The sequence below is a fragment of the Paraburkholderia suaedae genome, from assembly GCF_040812055.1.
GTDB lineage: Bacteria > Pseudomonadota > Gammaproteobacteria > Burkholderiales > Burkholderiaceae > Paraburkholderia.
Window position 1 is genome coordinate 63,065 of sequence record NZ_JBFOAH010000013.1, and the last position, 15,134, is coordinate 78,198.

17 protein-coding genes are annotated in these 15,134 nt (G+C 61.9%); 2 read left to right on the forward strand and 15 right to left on the reverse strand.

Annotated elements, in window-relative coordinates; genetic code table 11:
- Positions 1 to 44 precede the first annotated feature (44 nt).
- Positions 45 to 1,328 (reverse strand): 4-aminobutyrate--2-oxoglutarate transaminase, encoded by a 1,284-nt coding sequence (locus ABQJ48_RS18735; RefSeq protein ID WP_367839616.1) that lies wholly within the window; start codon positions 1,326 to 1,328, stop codon positions 45 to 47.
- 121 nt (positions 1,329 to 1,449) lie between these two features.
- Here ABQJ48_RS18735 and pdxR point away from each other — a divergent pair, with 121 nt between their 5' ends.
- Positions 1,450 to 2,985 (forward strand): MocR-like pyridoxine biosynthesis transcription factor PdxR, encoded by a 1,536-nt coding sequence (gene pdxR, locus ABQJ48_RS18740; protein WP_367839495.1) that lies wholly within the window; start codon positions 1,450 to 1,452, stop codon positions 2,983 to 2,985.
- Positions 2,986 to 3,061: 76 nt separating this feature from the next.
- Here the strand turns inward: pdxR and ABQJ48_RS18745 are convergent, their stop codons facing one another.
- A complete protein-coding gene (locus ABQJ48_RS18745; RefSeq protein ID WP_367839496.1) occupies positions 3,062 to 3,898 on the reverse strand; it encodes an EamA family transporter in 837 nt (278 codons plus the stop codon).
- A gap of 314 nt (positions 3,899 to 4,212) precedes the next feature.
- On the opposite strand from ABQJ48_RS18745, the gene ABQJ48_RS18750 reads away from it, so the two are divergent.
- A complete protein-coding gene (locus ABQJ48_RS18750) occupies positions 4,213 to 5,088 on the forward strand; it encodes a DUF1521 domain-containing protein (protein WP_367839497.1) in 876 nt (291 codons plus the stop codon).
- A 105-nt stretch (positions 5,089 to 5,193) separates the two neighbouring features.
- Here ABQJ48_RS18750 and ABQJ48_RS18755 read toward each other — a convergent pair whose 3' ends face one another.
- From ABQJ48_RS18755 to ABQJ48_RS18815, 13 genes are all read right to left on the reverse strand, one after another.
- Complete coding sequence (locus tag ABQJ48_RS18755; protein ID WP_367839498.1) at positions 5,194 to 5,619, reverse strand: hypothetical protein; 426 nt, start codon at positions 5,617 to 5,619, stop codon at positions 5,194 to 5,196.
- Entirely contained in the window at positions 5,616 to 6,953 is a 1,338-nt protein-coding gene (locus ABQJ48_RS18760; RefSeq protein WP_367839499.1) for a FliI/YscN family ATPase, read from the reverse strand. Before ABQJ48_RS18760 ends, ABQJ48_RS18755 begins: the two co-directional genes overlap by 4 nt.
- Positions 6,954 to 6,956: 3 nt before the next feature.
- Positions 6,957 to 9,032, reverse strand: coding sequence for a flagellar biosynthesis protein FlhA (locus ABQJ48_RS18765; protein WP_367839500.1), 2,076 nt, complete (start codon positions 9,030 to 9,032; stop codon positions 6,957 to 6,959).
- Between the two features lies 1 nt (position 9,033).
- Positions 9,034 to 9,774 (reverse strand): EscU/YscU/HrcU family type III secretion system export apparatus switch protein, encoded by a 741-nt coding sequence (locus tag ABQJ48_RS18770; RefSeq protein ID WP_367839501.1) that lies wholly within the window; start codon positions 9,772 to 9,774, stop codon positions 9,034 to 9,036.
- Positions 9,771 to 10,499 (reverse strand): EscT/YscT/HrcT family type III secretion system export apparatus protein, encoded by a 729-nt coding sequence (locus ABQJ48_RS18775; RefSeq protein ID WP_367839502.1) that lies wholly within the window; start codon positions 10,497 to 10,499, stop codon positions 9,771 to 9,773. Before ABQJ48_RS18775 ends, ABQJ48_RS18770 begins: the two co-directional genes overlap by 4 nt.
- Positions 10,496 to 10,771, reverse strand: coding sequence for a type III secretion system export apparatus subunit SctS (gene sctS / locus ABQJ48_RS18780; protein WP_367839503.1), 276 nt, complete (start codon positions 10,769 to 10,771; stop codon positions 10,496 to 10,498). The genes ABQJ48_RS18775 and sctS overlap by 4 nt, the downstream gene beginning before the upstream one ends.
- Positions 10,768 to 11,415: an EscR/YscR/HrcR family type III secretion system export apparatus protein gene (locus tag ABQJ48_RS18785; protein WP_367839504.1), complete on the reverse strand. Its 648-nt coding sequence runs from the start codon at positions 11,413 to 11,415 to the stop codon at positions 10,768 to 10,770. Before ABQJ48_RS18785 ends, sctS begins: the two co-directional genes overlap by 4 nt.
- On the reverse strand, positions 11,412 to 12,395 hold the full coding sequence (locus ABQJ48_RS18790) for a FliM/FliN family flagellar motor switch protein (protein ID WP_367839505.1): 984 nt from the start codon (positions 12,393 to 12,395) through the stop codon (positions 11,412 to 11,414). Before ABQJ48_RS18790 ends, ABQJ48_RS18785 begins: the two co-directional genes overlap by 4 nt.
- Complete coding sequence (locus ABQJ48_RS18795) at positions 12,392 to 13,093, reverse strand: flagellar biosynthesis protein (protein ID WP_367839506.1); 702 nt, start codon at positions 13,091 to 13,093, stop codon at positions 12,392 to 12,394. Before ABQJ48_RS18795 ends, ABQJ48_RS18790 begins: the two co-directional genes overlap by 4 nt.
- A gap of 23 nt (positions 13,094 to 13,116) precedes the next feature.
- Positions 13,117 to 13,686 (reverse strand): hypothetical protein, encoded by a 570-nt coding sequence (locus tag ABQJ48_RS18800; protein ID WP_367839507.1) that lies wholly within the window; start codon positions 13,684 to 13,686, stop codon positions 13,117 to 13,119.
- On the reverse strand, positions 13,683 to 14,504 hold the full coding sequence (gene sctJ, locus ABQJ48_RS18805; RefSeq protein WP_367839508.1) for a type III secretion system inner membrane ring lipoprotein SctJ: 822 nt from the start codon (positions 14,502 to 14,504) through the stop codon (positions 13,683 to 13,685). Before sctJ ends, ABQJ48_RS18800 begins: the two co-directional genes overlap by 4 nt.
- A complete protein-coding gene (locus ABQJ48_RS18810) occupies positions 14,504 to 14,842 on the reverse strand; it encodes a hypothetical protein (protein WP_367839509.1) in 339 nt (112 codons plus the stop codon). The genes sctJ and ABQJ48_RS18810 overlap by 1 nt, the downstream gene beginning before the upstream one ends.
- A 65-nt stretch (positions 14,843 to 14,907) precedes the next feature.
- Positions 14,908 to 15,117 carry a hypothetical protein gene (locus ABQJ48_RS18815; RefSeq protein WP_367839510.1) on the reverse strand — a complete coding sequence of 70 codons (210 nt, stop codon included), beginning with the start codon at positions 15,115 to 15,117 and terminating at the stop codon, positions 14,908 to 14,910.
- Between the last annotated feature and the right edge of the window lie 17 nt (positions 15,118 to 15,134).

Here is a 15,134-nt window from a genome sequence, read left to right on the forward strand (position 1 = left end):
CCTGCGGCGCGCCGGTTGGCGCGAAGGAAAGGGAAGGGAAGGCCTTAAACCGATACCGCGACGCTTTCCTTCAACACGTCTTCGAGAATGGCCATTGCTTCGTCGAACACCGTGTCCTGAATCGTCAACGGGAACAGGAAACGCACCACGTTCGAATAGACGCCGCACACGAGCAGCAGCAAGCCGCGTTCGAGGGCGCGCGCCTGCACGCGCTTCGTGAAATCCGCGTCCGGCTGGGTGCCGCCCGGTTTGCAGAACTCGACTGCCACCATCGCGCCGGGTCCGCGCACGTCCGCGATCTGCGGCACCGCGGATTGCAGCGCGCCCAGCTTCGCCTTGACGCGCTCGCCCAGCACGGCGGCGCGCTCGCAAAGCCCTTCTTCGTCGATGATGTCGAGCACCGCATGCGCGGCGGCGAGCGCCAGCGGATTGCCGGCGTAAGTGCCGCCGAGGCCGCCGGGCGCGGCGGCGTCCATCACGTCGGCGCGGCCGACCACGCCCGAGAGCGGCATGCCGCCCGCGAGACTCTTGGCCATCGTCATCAGGTCGGGCACCACGTCGTAATGATGCATGGCGAACAGCTTGCCGGTGCGCGCGAAACCCGTCTGCACTTCGTCGGCGATCAGCAGGATGCCGTGCTCGTTGCACAGCTTGCGCAACGCGCGCACGAATTCGGCCGGCGCCGGATAGAAGCCGCCTTCGCCTTGCACCGGTTCGAAGATGATCGCGGCCACGCGCTTCGGATCGATGTCGGCCTTGAACAGCAGTTCGATCGCCTTGAGCGAATCGGCCGTGCTCACGCCGTGCAGCGGATTCGGGAACGGCGCATGGAACACGTCCGAGGGGAACGGTCCGAAGCCGCTCTTGTAGGGCGCCACCTTGCCGGTGAGCGCCATGCCCATCAGCGTGCGGCCGTGGAACGCGCCGGTGAACGCGATCACGCCCGGACGGCCGGTGGCGGCGCGGGCGATCTTGATCGCGTTTTCGACGGCTTCAGCGCCGGTGGTGAAGAATGCCGTCTTCTTCGGATAGTCGCCCGGGGCGCGCTGGTTGATTTTCTCGGCCAACTCGACGTACGACGCGTACGGCACGATCTGATACGCGGTGTGGGTGAAGTGATCGAGCTGGTCGCGAATCGCGGCCACGATTTTCGGATGGCGGTGGCCGGTATTGCAGACCGCGATGCCCGCGGCGAAGTCGATGAAACGGCGGCCCTCGATGTCCCAAAGCTCCGCGTTCTCGGCGCGCTCCGCGTAGAAATCGCACATCACCCCGACGCCGCGCGGTGTGGCGGCGTCCTTGCGGCTCTTCAGTTCGGCATTTTTCATCGACATCCCTTCGCTCCTGGTTTTGGACGGACGTCGCGCACACGGCGCGGCACTGCAGTGACTATAATGAGGTTTGGCTCTTAATCTCAGAGCCATTTTTGTAAAAATGTAGGAGCCAATCATGCGCGCGAGCGTGTTGTCCGACTGGCTGGCGCAGCGCCTCGACCGGGGCAATGGGCAGCCGATCTATCGCCAGCTGCATCGGCTGCTGCAGCAGGCGATTCTGTCGCGCGAATTGCCCGCGGGCAGCAAGGTGCCGTCGTCGCGCCTGCTCGCGCAGGAGCTGGGAATCGGGCGCAATACCGTCACGCAGGTGTACGAGCAACTGGTGCTGGAAGGCTACGTCAGCTCGGCGACCGGGCGCGGCACGTTCGTCGCCGACAGTGCGCCGGACGAGATCGTCGGCGCGCCGGATGCGGACGCGGCCCATGCGGCGCGCACGTCCAAGGCGGGCGCAGCCCACCTGGCATCGCCGTCGGTGCAGCCTGCGACGCGCGCGCTTTCGACTCGCGGCGCGCGGCTCATCGCCGGTGCGGGCGTGTCCAAGCGTCAATGGGGTGCGTTCATGCCGGGCGTGCCCGACGTCACCCGCTTTCCGGCGCGCGTGTGGAGCCGCCTGCACAACAAGTATTGGCGGCGCCTGCGCCCGGATCTGCTCACCTACGCGCCGGGCGGCGGACTCGCCGCGCTGCGTCACGCGCTCGCCGATTATCTGCGCACCTCGCGCTCGGTGCGCTGCACGCCCGAGCAGATCATCGTCACCACCGGGATTCACCAGTCGGTCGATCTCGCCGTGCGCCTGCTATCCGATCCGGGCGACCTGATCTGGACCGAAGATCCGTGTTATTGGGGCGTACGCAGCGTGCTGCACGTGTCCGGCCTGCAATCGCGGCCCATCGCCGTCGACGCCGAAGGCATCGATCCTTCGCCCGACGATCTCGCACAGCCGCCCAAGCTGATGCTCGTCACACCGTCGCATCAGTATCCGCTCGGCATGGTGATGAGCCTCGCGCGGCGCCGCATGTTGCTCGAATACGCGCGCCAGCACCAATGCTGGATCATCGAGGACGACTACGACAGCGAATTCCGCTACGGCAGTCGGCCGCTGGCGTCGCTGCAAGGGCTCGATACGTCGGGCCAGGTGATTTACGTGGGCAGCTTCGGCAAGACGTTGTTTCCGGGGCTGCGCATCGGCTATCTGGTCGTGCCCGAAGCGCTGGCGGAGAGCTTCGCCATGGCGAGCGCCGAGTTGTATCGCGAAGGACAACTGCTGCAACAGGCGATGCTCGCCGAGTTCATTGCCGAAGGGCACTTCACGTCGCATATCCGCAAAATGCGCACGCTTTACGGGCAGCGTCGGCAGACTTTGCTCGACGCGGCTTCCCAGCGTTACGGCGATGCGCTGCCCGCGGTCGGCGGCGACGCCGGCCTGCATCTGGTGATGCAGTTGCCCGAGGGCAGCGATGACCGTCGGGTGGCGGCCGCCGCGCTCGAGCGCAATATCATCGTGCGGCCGTTGTCGGGATATTACGCGCAGCCGTCGCGGGCGCCGTCGGGCTTGCTGATCGGCTATGCGTGCGTGCCGGACGAGCAGATCGGGCCGGCGTTCGACACGCTGGCTGATGCGATCGATGCAACGTTGCCGCAGTTTGCGTGAGCCAGGTCGGCATGGCGTCGTCAAGCCGCCTGGGCACGTCGGGGTATTCGCTTGCTCGTCACACCGCCGGGTCGCGCTATATCCGGATCAGCACAGCACCCAGCGTCACGAGGGCGCACGCAACGACGCGGCGCGGCGTGAGTTTCTCCCGCATGAACAGCCAGCCGATCAACACCGCGAAGATCGAACTGAGTTCGCGCAGCGCCGAGACCATTGCGATGGGCAGATACCGATAGGCCTCGATGATCAGGCAATACGCGCCGAGCGCGAGCAGGCCCGCCGTGATGCCCTTGATCACCACGGGGCGGCCGATGAAGAGCCCTTTGGCGCCGCCGCACCAATGCCAGGCGAGCAGAAACTGCGGGACGTTCCAGATCAGATAGACCCACATGATGTAGCTCAGGCCATTGCCTGCGAGGCGCGCGCCGATCCCGTCGACCACTGAATAGGCGGAGATGAACAGGCCGGTCAAAAGCGCGAACGGCACGCTCTCGCCGGAAAAGCGCATGCGGCGCCGGAACGCCAGCGACACGATGCCAATCGACACGAGCGCAACGCCGAGCGCCGCCAGCGGCTTGAGGACTTCGCCGGCGAACACCAGCGCGCCGACGAATACGAGCATGGGCGAAACGCCGCGGGCAATCGGATAGATCTGGCCGAAGTCGCCGCTTCTGTATGCGCGGATCAGCGCGAGCAGATAGCCGAACTCCAATACCACCGACGCGAAAATATACGGCCACGCCGCCGGCGCCGGCAGGGGCAGCATGAGCACGCCGACCGCGCTGACGGCGATATACGGCATCGCCATCATGCCGAGCAGCCAGACGCGGTCCTCGGACAGATGCAGAAACGCGTTCCAGGTAGCGTGAAGCAGCGCGGAGAACAACACCAGCAGGACGACAAAGGTTTCCATCGACTATCAGGCAGAGGAGGGAGAAGGCCGGGGGCCGGGCGCGCGCCCGTGATTATTCCAGCAGAACACGGGAATGGAGGAGAGGACGACTCAAGCGAAGGGGCTTTGTCTGGCGAAAAGGCACGAGCTTCTTACTGATTCGTTCGTCGAATCGCGGCGTCGTTGATAGCCTGTACTGCGATACGCCTGTAGTGCATGCCGGATGTCATTTTTATTAGACTTTTCCTTCCGGGAAAACAGGGGTGACCGTGTCTTCTCCGGATGGATCCGCATAACCAGCAGGATCGACAAATCCACCATTTAAGGACTCTTTCATGCAGACCACAATCGATCGCAGCAGCTTCAACTCGTACAGCCTGTCGCAGTCCTCATTCGCGGCGAACGGCGCGTCGTCTCGGAGCACAGTGCAATCGTCCGGCGCGAAGTCGTTAGCGACCGTCATCGGCGAAAATGGCGCAGCGAATCAGCACTTCTCAGCCATGAGCTATGCGCAGCCGGGCTCGCGATCACCGAACGGCACGTCGACGTCAATGTCGACGGTCAGATTTCAACAGATCAGCGGCAAAAGCGACAGGTCGGATCAATGCGGCAGCCGCAATAGCAGCTGGAACACTACCCGGGCAAAGAACGCAAACAGCCATTACAGCAACCAGAAGTTCGAATGCGGCAATGCGCAGGTCAAGGACAACAAACGCAATTGCAGCGGTCAACAAAATAACTGGAGCAATACGCAGGTTCAGAATAACAAAGCGAGTATCGATTTGGGCAACTACACGATCGATCTGAACAAGAGCGATTCATCTCTCGTTCTGACGAACAAACAGACGGGCAGTACGACAAAAATTTCGGGCGATCCGCACATCGATACCAATGGCACATCGGGTACGTTCAAAGGATCGCTGACGTTCGATCTTCCCGATCAGACGAAGGTCACCGTCGGGACGCAGGCGCAGGGCTCCGTCAGCTATGCCGACCAGGTGACGATCACGCAGGGCAACAAGGCCTACGTGGTGAATGGATTGAGCCAGCTTGACGGCAATCCGCTGACCGTGCAAAGCAGCCACAATGGCCGCCAGCTCGACCAACAGACGCCGGACGGCTATGCGCTCGTTGCCAATAGCGCCGGCACGGGCTGGATCGATCCGCAGACGGGCCTTGCACCGACTGCGGCCGACTTCAGCAAGGTCTGACCGTAGCAGACGAGGTCGCCGCAAAACGGCGACTTCGGCTGCACGCGCTTTTGACTACAGCAGCCTCACACGAACTGGCGAGGTGTCCCATTCGGCGTTGGGTCATCAATCGTCGGGATCGCTATCGTCATGCTGCGCGGCGAGCAGACGGCGCACCCGCTCCCGCGCATAGTCCAGCCCGCGCATCTCCTTTTGCAGAACATGCAGCGCCCTCACGGCCTGTTGCTGTGCTTTCTCGTTGGCATGGCATGCAACGGCAAGCGCCGATTCCAGAGCGAATTTACCGGAGTCGTGCCGCTGCAATGCCATGCGCCATAGCCACGCGCCGCTATCGCCGCTCGAACAGGCGGCCAGAATTTCCCAGCGCCTTGCCTCGTGCTCCGCGATGGCGTTCCTTTGCGACGCAGTATCCGCTGCCCAGCGCTGAAGGCGAAGGTGCGCCTCGTTCGACAAGCGGCGCGCACGCTCGACTCTTAGCTGCCGCACGCGTGTGAGCAGGGTCCATACGCGCACCTGCGTCGGGTTCTTCATTTGCGCGTCTCACGGCAAAGCGCGTGCAACGATGAAATCGTGGTTTCCCAATGGCAATACTGATCATGCGGCTGACGCAAAAAGCGTTCGATCAGTTTATGACGATCGATCGCCAGATCGCTTTCGGTATCGTTGCCACGCCGATATTCACCTATCTGCAGCAACAGTTCGACTTCTTGATATCGACTCATCCAGCCACGCACGCGGTTTGCATCGTCGCGATGTTCCTGACATGTCACGCGTGTCATCACGCGACTCTTGCTCTTCAACACGTCGATGGCCGGATAATGTCCCGCTGCGCCCAATCGTCCCGAGAGCTGGATATGTCCGTCGAGCAGCGAGCGCGCCTCTTCCGCGATAGGGTCGGTCATTTCTTCGTCCTCGGCCAGCACGGTAAAGAACGCAGTAACCGAGCCGCGCCGCGTCAGCCCGGCCGCTTCGGTCAGTTTCGGCAGTTCGGCGAACACGCGCGGCGGATATCCACGGCGCACTGGGGGCTCGCCTACCGCCAGACCCACCTCACGAAGCGCGCGTGCATAGCGGGTCAGCGAATCGAACAGCAGTAGAACCCGCTTTCCCTCGGCGCGCAGTTCACTCGCGACGCTGCACGCCAGCTCTGCCGCCTTGATGCGTTCTGCCGCCGGCCGCTCCGCGGTCGACGCGATCACGACCGCTGACGCCCGCCGCGGACCCAGATGATCGTGTATGAACTCGGCCACTTCGCGGCCACGCTCGCCGATCAGCGCGACGACGATCGCATCGACGTTTGCCCCGTTTGCGATCATGCCGATCAGGGTGCTTTTGCCGCCGCCTGCCGGAGCGAAGATGCCGACGCGCTGGCCGACTCCGCAGGACAAGAGGCCGTCGATTGCTCGTACGCCGGTCGCGAATGGCGTCGAAATCACCGGACGCTCGAGTGGATTGACAGGCGCGAGCATGTCCTCCGGGCGCCGCACGTTGGCCGTCGTCGGGGCGGCGCCGCCATCGAACGGACGGCCAAGTCCGTCGACCGTCCGTCCGAGCAGCGAAAGCGCGTCGAAGCCATGCCAGTTGAGCCCGCAGCCCTGCACGTGGGTGATATTCGACAAGCCCATCAGTCCGTCGAGCGGAACGACGAGTGCGCCGTCCTGCGTGAAGCCGACGACCTCGCCGATTTGCGCCTCTTTGGTATCGGGCCGGATAAGGCGCACCATTTCGCCGACGCGCAACGAGGCGCCGACCACACGCACGATGACACCTCGCGCTTCGACGATCCTCGCATTGAGCACGGGCTTCGTCGAGAATAGTGGCGGTTGCGGCACGAGCGTTTTCCTCTCGCTGTTGATTGGCTGCATGGATCAACCCGGTTCGAGCGTCGCGATCACGTGGATGCGATACGTGTCGAGCGGGATTTCCGCCGTCGCTAGCACATCGGTGCGAATGCCGAGCGTGCGCAGAATGCGCGCGAGATGAGGGCGCAGAAAAGCAGTCGTCACCACGAGCCGCACCGTATCCGGTTGTGCGGCAAAGGCGCGCTGCAGGATTTCCAGTCGATCGGCGTCGAGTACGCACTGCGGTTCGCCATCGGGGCCGACTTCGATCTGCGCTTCGAGATCGGCTTCCCACGCCGGTTCCAGCACGGCGGCATTGACTACCCAGTTGTTCAGATCGGCAAGCGGGCGCACCACCTGCTGCCCCAGCGAGATGCGCGCCTCGCGTACCATCCGGTCGAGCGAGCGCCCCCCATCCGGCACGCGAAGGATTGCCTCGAGAATGCCACGCAGATTGCGGATCGGCACTCGCTGTTCCAGCAGACTGCGCAGCACGCAAGCAAGCTGCACCGTGGTTATCGCCTGCTGAATCTGATTCACGAGTTCACGGAACTCGACGCTGATCTGATCGAGAAGAAAGCGCGTCTCCTGCGTGCCGATGAACGAGGCTGCATGCTGTTCACACACGTCCGTCAGGTGATCGCAGAGTGCTGCATCCACGCTCGATTTGATGATGCGTGCGTCGTCGATCACGACGGCCGCCTGCTCCGGCACCCACACCGATTTTTCTGCCCGTGGGTGATAACCGGGCACGCCGTCCATCGTCACCAGAGATGCCTCACCGCTCACCAGCACGTGTCCGGCAACCAGCGTACCGCTGTAGAACGACACGTCGGCGATGTCGACGATATACCGATCTTCGTCGAGTTGCGCATCGCGCAACAGCCCGACGCCAGGAAACGGAACACCGAGCCGCACCATCAGGTCGCGGCGCATGAGTGCGAAGCGGCGGTTCAGATCGGCCGGCTGCAGCGCATCGCACGCCTTGACGCCAAGACGCACCCGAAGCGGCGAACTCGTGCCCAGCTCGACATCGTCGAGGATGCGTTGCACGTAGGTTCCACCGTCGCGGGTCATCGCCGGCATCGGCGGGCGCTGCAACCTGTCCAGCGCCGCGCGCTGACGCTTCGTCACAGCAGCCAGGCCGATCTGCGCGAGCGCCGCGAGGGCGAACTGCACGTGAGGAAAACCCGGAATGACGGCGAGAGCAAGGCAGGCAATGCCCGCCATAGTGAGCGCCGCTGGATGCAGTGACAACTGCCGGAAGATATCCTGGCCCAGATTCGTGCTGCCGCCGCTCGAAGACACGCGCGTCACCAGCAAACCCGCCGAGATCGAGACGATCAGCGACGGAATCTGCGACACGAGACCATCGCCTACCGTCAGGATGGTATAGGTGTGCAGCGCGTCGTCGAACGACATGCCACGTTGCCCGATGCCGATGGTAAGACCGCCGATAATATTGACAAGTGCAACGAGAAGCCCCGCGATGCTATCGCCTTTGACGAACTTCATCGCGCCATCGAGCGATCCATAGAAGTACGTTTCGCGCTCCAGCTCGGCACGCAAGCGACCGGCTTCGGACGGCGGAATCTGGCCGCTGCGCAGATCCGCGTCGATGCTCATCTGGCGTCCGGGAATGCCGTCGAGCGTAAAGCGTGCCGACACCTCGGCGACGCGGTCAGCCCCTTTCGCCACGACAATGAACTGGATCACCGACAGCACGACGAACACCACGGTCCCAACCGCGACATTGCCGCCCACCACCATTTCGCCGAACGCGCTGATGATCTGTCCGGCGTGCGCGTCGAGGAGAATCATTTTCGTCGACGCAACCGCGAGGGCAAGCCTCAATAAAGTCGTCACCAGCAGCAGCGACGGAAAGCTCGACAGCTGCGCCGGCTTCGCCGCATAGATCGTTGCCGAGAGCATCACGAAGCTGGTCGTGATGCTCAGGCAGATAAACAGATCGAGGATGAATGGCGGAACCGGCAGGATCAGCAGCACCAGCACGCAGAGCAAACCTGCCCCAACGCCAAGGTCGGCGTAACGCGTCAACAGCCCCGGCAAATCGATATGGTTCAAACGGGCTTTCTCGAACATCTTATTGGCTAAGCTCCCTATGCATGGCCCGGCGACGCCCCTTGACAATAGGATCGCCTTCTTCGTCGCGGTATTCACGCTTGATTTCGTTCTTGTCCATTCTCAAACGCCGCCGCCACTGAAAACGCTGCAGTCCGACATCAACGGCTGCGGGCACGAGTTGCGACGCACTCATCACGGCCAGCAAATGCGCAAGCGCCTGGCACGTGGCGCTTAGGCGCCCACCGAACGAAAGCGCGAACGACGGCACCAGCTGCGCACACCACATCACGAACGCATCCCGGAAGATGAAAAGCAGGATAGAAAACTGCGCCAGCGTGATCGCGGTCTCGATCAACGTCTTCAGCCCGAACAGGTTCTTCAGTCCCGACACCGGATTCAGTCGTTTAATGTCTGGCGCCGCACGCTTGAATGCAACAAGACCGCCGGTCTGCGCCGCTTCGGGCACGATGATCGCAATCATGCCGACGCCGAGCGTTGCGATCACGAGCGGCAGCATCGCGGCGAGCGCGCTTGCCACTTGCATGTAGCGCTCATCGAATGGCAGCGTTTGATCGATTTGGGTCACAGACTCGACCGCGTGAGCACAGACCTGAAACATGTGCGCCCCTTCGGTCACCAGAAAGAGCCACCAGACAATACCGCTCGCCGCAACAGTCATATGCGCACTCTTCGCAATATCGCCTTCTTTGCGCGCGCGTCGCAGCCGTTGGGGAGTCGGGGCTTCGGTCTTGTCACTCATCGCAGTATCGCGCCTGACAGAAAAATGGCGTTGAGTCGTTCCAGTAGGATCGGCGCGCAGAAGACGATCGTGAACGACAACGCGATCGCCTTGACGGCGGGCGCGGTCGTGAACGGATTGAGCCGCTTTGCGTAGCGGGACATCGATCCCAGCGAGATATCAATCAGGAACGTCAGGCTGATGAGCGGCATCGCCAGTTTCACGCCCTCGGCGATCGACAGCGCCAGTCTCTGCTCCGCCAGCTCCTGCATCACTCGCATGTAATCGGGACGTGGCGCACCGGGCGGCCACAGCGCCCATGCATCGATGAAGAAGCCGAAGACGGCCCGCAACCCCGTTCCGGTGAAAAACGTCAACGTCGCGAACCAGACGAACAGCCTTTCGAAGTGTGCTGCTTCATCGCGGAAATTCGGATCGTAGGACGCGCCGATCATGTAGCCGCCTTGCTGGTCAATCAACGCACCGGCAGCCGCAGCCGCGTGAAAGGTCACGCTCAGCAGAAGACCGAGCGTCAGGCCGATCAATACCTCAACCCCGATCGCAATGACGGGACCGTTCGGCCAACCCACCCGATGCGGCAGCACGGCGAGCATGAATGTCAACGGCAGCCGTAACGCCAGTCCGAGCGACTCCGTGCCCGCAAATGGAATCAGCGATAGCGCGACGACCGGGCGGATGCTGCAAAACGCTAACCCCTCGATATATCCGATGTAGTCAGTGGTCATTGCGCACGTCCCGCTGCAATATATGAAAACGTCTGATCGAGAAAATGCAAGACCTCGTTCTCACCCCATGGCATCGCGATCATCAGCACAAGTCCCACGCCGATGATCTTCACGCTGTACGGCAAGGCTTGATCCTGAATCTGCGTGATGGACTGCACGAGACCAGTCAGCAGACCGATCACCGTGGCGACCACGAGCGCGGGCAACGACAGCCAGAACACGAGCAACAACGCGTCGCTCGACAGCGAGTGAAGTGAAGGATTCCAGTTCATTTTGCGTAGCTGACAATGAGGCCGTGCATCAGTTTCGAAATGCCAGACACGGAGACGAGCACGAAGAGCTTCAACGGCGTCGAGACCGTCGTGGGCGACAGCATCACCATGCCCATCGCCATCAAGACGTTGGCCACAACGAGGTCGATGACGAGAAAAGCGATGTAAAGCAGGAAGCCCGCTTCGAAGCCGCTCGAGATTTCGCTGATCATGAACGCCGGAATCAGAATCGAAAAATCGGTTTCCTGTACATCGTCCGCAGGATTCAGGCGCTTTACCGCCGTCACCATAAACGCGCGCTCCGCGGGCCTTGAATGTTGGAGCATGAAATCACCGAGCGGGCCGCTTACTCCCCGATAGAGGTCCGTTACGCCGGGTACCTCACCGCGCTCGATGCGCTCGTTGATGGTCGGATCTGCGCCGATCTTCTCCAGTGTCGGCGCCATCACCACCAGCGTTGCGGCGAGCGCGAGCGCCGAGATCGCCATGTTGCCCGGCGCCTGCTGCACGCCAACCGCGGAACGCAGCAACGTCAACACGATGCTGATCTTGGTGAACGATGTCGTCATGGTGACGATCAGCGGCAGCAGTCCAAGGAAGAAAAACAGGACCACTAGCTGAAGATTGACGATCTGATCTCTCATGATGGACTTTGCGTCTCAGCCATGTGGGCGAGATCGACGATGCGTACGCCCAGCGCGTCATCGACGTCGATCAGCTCGCCACGGGCGAACGGTACGCCCTGGCACAGCAGCAATACGGACCTTCTGCGCACGGGCAACTGCAATGACACGATCGAGCCCGGGCGCAAGCGGGTCAATTCATCGAGTGTCAACGTGAGTGTGCCGATCACCGCATCGAAGGAGAACGTGAGGGCGCTGGCCGGAACCAGTTCGCTTGTCATTTCGGCGCATTCAGTGTCTTCGTCGATCATCGGACGGTCTATCATCATGTACTCCCCTGAAGGTTTGAGAGAAATTCGGCGTGCCCCGCGGCAGAGCGGCAGGCGCAAATACAGCGAGGATCGGTTCAGAAGCAGCGCATCACCGGGTCTGATCCTGCGCAGGCGTCGCAGCGTCAGCGCGGGGCCGGCCTTGCACACGGCCACGGGCACCAGCAGCCGACCCGATAGACGGGCAATATTGTCGACGGGCACAGGTTGGCGTTGCAGCCATTGATCGATTGCTTCGCTGTCGAGCGACAAGTGTGCTGCGCGGTGGCTCCTCGCGTGCGTGAGGACGAAGCCATATGCGCCGGGCCGCGGTTCCACATCGAACGAAATGCCGTTCACTTCGATGGTGAATCCGAACAAGCCTTCGAGCGCGCTCAACCAGTCCTCAAACGCTTGCGTAATCAACCCATGAGCGCGGGCTCCGGCCTGCGCCAGCGATTGCCGGGCCAGCTCGGGAAAAAGCGCCTGTGCGTCGCAATCGAGCGTAAGCGTCGCGCCTCCCGCTTGTCCATGAAGCCGCAATGGATAGCTTGAACGACACGGCTCGAATTGCAGCGTAAACGTTTGCCTGCCGACGTTGACCGGATAGGCCACGCCGAAATACAGCGCAGCAACGTTTTGCCGCCGCGCGTGCTCGAGCGTGATCCGCTCGATGTCTCGCCACGGACTCATTCGTGCTCCCCGTCATCCTGCCGATTTGCCGGCTTCGCAAGCGCAGCGATGAGGTCGCGCAAACCGCTCTCGACCACGCGGAACCGCTTTGCCGATTCGTCATCGATGTAGCGATACTCATCGAGCAGCGTCTTGATTGCATCTCTCATGCCATGTTCCAGAGCATGCAGTTGCGGTGTGAGGCTGCCATCGATCACACCGCGCTCGGTTTCGACGACGAGCGAATGGCGCGGCAGGCACGCATCGGCCAATACCGTGAAAACTGGGGCGCTTAATTCCTGTTCGAGCCTGCGCACGCTGCGTTGCGTCTGTTCGTAGTCTTCGGCCGACACGCGCACCGAGAGCACCTGTTGCGCGCGTGACGCATGAAGGCATTGCCGCAGACGGCTCGGCAATACTAGGTCAGCAGGTAATTCGCCGAGTATCCCGGCGACCGTGTTCAACACCATGTCGGCAAGCCGTCCTTCCAGACAACGCGACGCGAACGATACGGCTGCCGGCTGCGCAACGAACTCATGCAGTGCGGCGCGCCGGCCAGCTTCGTAACCGCGGCGCCACGCGCGGCGCTTCAGTGCGCGCACGCGCTCTGCGAGGCGTTGGGTCTCGCATTCGGCCTCCCGCGCGCGAAACGCTTCCATTTTCGACAAGCCATCAAGCCCGTAAAGCTCCGTGGCCGACACATAGCCATCGGACTCCACGCGCCACTCGCCTCTTCGGCAGATCAACATGTTTCACCTCTCGCAAGCCTGTACGCAGCGTCAAGCAAATCCTGGGCGGTCTTTACACGCGTGTCGCACCCGCTGAAACGCGCCATCTGCAGCGAGACGGTGCGCGGCAGACGCAACTGCATCAACACACGCAGCGCTGGGTCATCGATCGCACGCATTGCCACTCTCAGCCCGGCCGCCGTCATATCCGCACGGTCGAGGACGTTTAGCATCGCGCCCTGATCCACCTCCTCTGCGTGAAAATCGCGTTGAATCGCGTGCAGCACGTGCGGCGCGATACGGACGGCAAACGTCTTCTGCGCCTGCCCGGCGACGACCTTGCGCAGCAAACGCGCATGAGCGAGCGCCGCGGTCACACGCAAGACCTTCGCGCATGCCGGCCGTGGCAATACCGAAAACGGCGGCATGGCTGGCTTCGGCGGCAACTCGGCCAGTTGCGGAAAGCGCGCGAGCAGATCGGCGTTTGCGTGCGCCTGCGCCCGCTCCGTCGTAACGCGTTTGCCACGCGGCAGCCAACTGAAGTGCGCCCAGTTCGACAAGGCGAGTATGGCGATGCGGGTCATGACGCGTCTTTTGCAGTGGAGGTGTCCGGCTTCGTGCCGGTGGGCCGGTCCGCCGTCTTTTTGGTCTTTCTGCGCCGAAAGAACGTCGGTGCGAACGAGCGAATGCCTTTGCCCCACACCCAGGCGGAAACAATGAGCGCCATCGCCATCATGGTCATGACCATCAGCGTCAATGTCTCGCCGCGACGCGGTCTGCCGTCGGACGCGGCTACGCACGCGCCTCTGTTGCCACTCGCATCGCCCGATTCGACACCAGGCGTGACCGGGACTAACGTCAGATAGACATGGTCGGGCGTCAGCCCCTCCACGCCGCCTGCCACCAGGCCGCGAATCTTGTCCCTCATGTAGTCGAGGTTGTAGTCGCTGCGATAGCGAATCATCACCGACGCCGAGGGCGCCGTGACCTGCCGCATCAGCGGATCGCGCTCCGGTTGTACGATGTGCACGCGAGCAACGAGCACTCCGTCGATTCTTTCGAGTGTCTCCGATAACTCCTGAGTCAAGCCATATACGTAGCGCACCTGGTCTTCTCCAGGATTCGAAATCAAACCCTTACGGCTGAACAGTTCGCCCAGATTCGCATGGCCGCCGTGAGGCAACGCATATTCGCGCGTAATCTCGGTTGCGGTAACGACTTTGTCTCGCTCCACCGAGACGTTCCACGTCTTATCGGCATTGCGTTCCTTGAGACCATCGATACCGTGCTGGCTCAGCACAGCGATGATCTGGTTTGCCTGGTCCTCGTCCAGGTTTTCGAACAGTGACGATTTGCAGCCGAAGAGGAGTAGTAGCGGCAATAGGATCAGTGCGCGGCGCATCAGTTTCTCTGTGTAAGCGTTGTCAATGCCTGGCTAAATTGATTGGCGATGTTTTTCGCCAGGGTGGCGCTGAATTGCATGTCATCGAGGTCGTATTGCAGTTGCAGGAGATTGAGCAGTTTCGCCGTCGGCGACCTGCTTTTTGTGTGCGCCTGCAGATCGTCAGCAATACGTCTGTCCTGAACCTTGCAGATTTCTTCTGCACGCTCAAGGATCTTCAGAAACGGAGAATTACCGGTGTTGTCCAACATATTGGCGGACGACTGAATCGGCGTCGGCATCGAGTCCGGTGCCGAATTCAGGGGAAATGCGTTCATCACTACAGGTTGCAGCAGCATGTCGTTGTATCTTCAATTGTGGTTCGCGTTAGAGGCGCCGTCAGCGCGGCGCCCCGCTCAGACAATTACTTCAGGTTTGCGATCACGCCCATTCGGGTCTGATTTCGCTTCGACTCCATGTTGCTTTCCTTTGTGATTTGCTCCTGGAAAGCGTTTTGCGCTTTTTGATCCTGAAGATCCTGAGTGGTCTGCCCATTACCCGCACTGGCCGCGGGGCTTGCGTCACCCGTGTTCGCAGCGTAAGGAGAGTTCATACCAAGGCCACCGATTTGCATGCTTAATACTCCTAATT

Excerpts from the sequence above, each read along its gene's own strand:
- ABQJ48_RS18785 (WP_367839504.1), bottom strand. The coding sequence starts at position 11,415 with ATGAGAGATCAGATCGTCAATCTTCAGCTAGTGGTCCTGTTTTTCTTC.
- ABQJ48_RS18750 (WP_367839497.1), top strand. The coding sequence starts at position 4,213 with ATGCAGACCACAATCGATCGCAGCAGCTTCAACTCGTACAGCCTGTCG.
- ABQJ48_RS18815 (WP_367839510.1), bottom strand. The coding sequence starts at position 15,117 with ATGCAAATCGGTGGCCTTGGTATGAACTCTCCTTACGCTGCGAACACG.
- ABQJ48_RS18760 (WP_367839499.1), bottom strand. The coding sequence starts at position 6,953 with ATGCAGCCAATCAACAGCGAGAGGAAAACGCTCGTGCCGCAACCGCCA.
- ABQJ48_RS18775 (WP_367839502.1), bottom strand. The coding sequence starts at position 10,499 with ATGACCACTGACTACATCGGATATATCGAGGGGTTAGCGTTTTGCAGC.
- ABQJ48_RS18790 (WP_367839505.1), bottom strand. The coding sequence starts at position 12,395 with ATGAGTCCGTGGCGAGACATCGAGCGGATCACGCTCGAGCACGCGCGG.
- pdxR (WP_367839495.1), top strand. The coding sequence starts at position 1,450 with ATGCGCGCGAGCGTGTTGTCCGACTGGCTGGCGCAGCGCCTCGACCGG.
- ABQJ48_RS18800 (WP_367839507.1), bottom strand. The coding sequence starts at position 13,686 with ATGACCCGCATCGCCATACTCGCCTTGTCGAACTGGGCGCACTTCAGT.
- ABQJ48_RS18735 (WP_367839616.1), bottom strand. The coding sequence starts at position 1,328 with ATGAAAAATGCCGAACTGAAGAGCCGCAAGGACGCCGCCACACCGCGC.
- ABQJ48_RS18755 (WP_367839498.1), bottom strand. The coding sequence starts at position 5,619 with ATGAAGAACCCGACGCAGGTGCGCGTATGGACCCTGCTCACACGCGTG.
- sctS (WP_367839503.1), bottom strand. The coding sequence starts at position 10,771 with ATGAACTGGAATCCTTCACTTCACTCGCTGTCGAGCGACGCGTTGTTG.
- sctJ (WP_367839508.1), bottom strand. The coding sequence starts at position 14,504 with ATGCGCCGCGCACTGATCCTATTGCCGCTACTACTCCTCTTCGGCTGC.
- ABQJ48_RS18745 (WP_367839496.1), bottom strand. The coding sequence starts at position 3,898 with ATGGAAACCTTTGTCGTCCTGCTGGTGTTGTTCTCCGCGCTGCTTCAC.
- ABQJ48_RS18770 (WP_367839501.1), bottom strand. The coding sequence starts at position 9,774 with ATGAGTGACAAGACCGAAGCCCCGACTCCCCAACGGCTGCGACGCGCG.
- ABQJ48_RS18810 (WP_367839509.1), bottom strand. The coding sequence starts at position 14,842 with ATGCTGCTGCAACCTGTAGTGATGAACGCATTTCCCCTGAATTCGGCA.
- ABQJ48_RS18765 (WP_367839500.1), bottom strand. The coding sequence starts at position 9,032 with ATGTTCGAGAAAGCCCGTTTGAACCATATCGATTTGCCGGGGCTGTTG.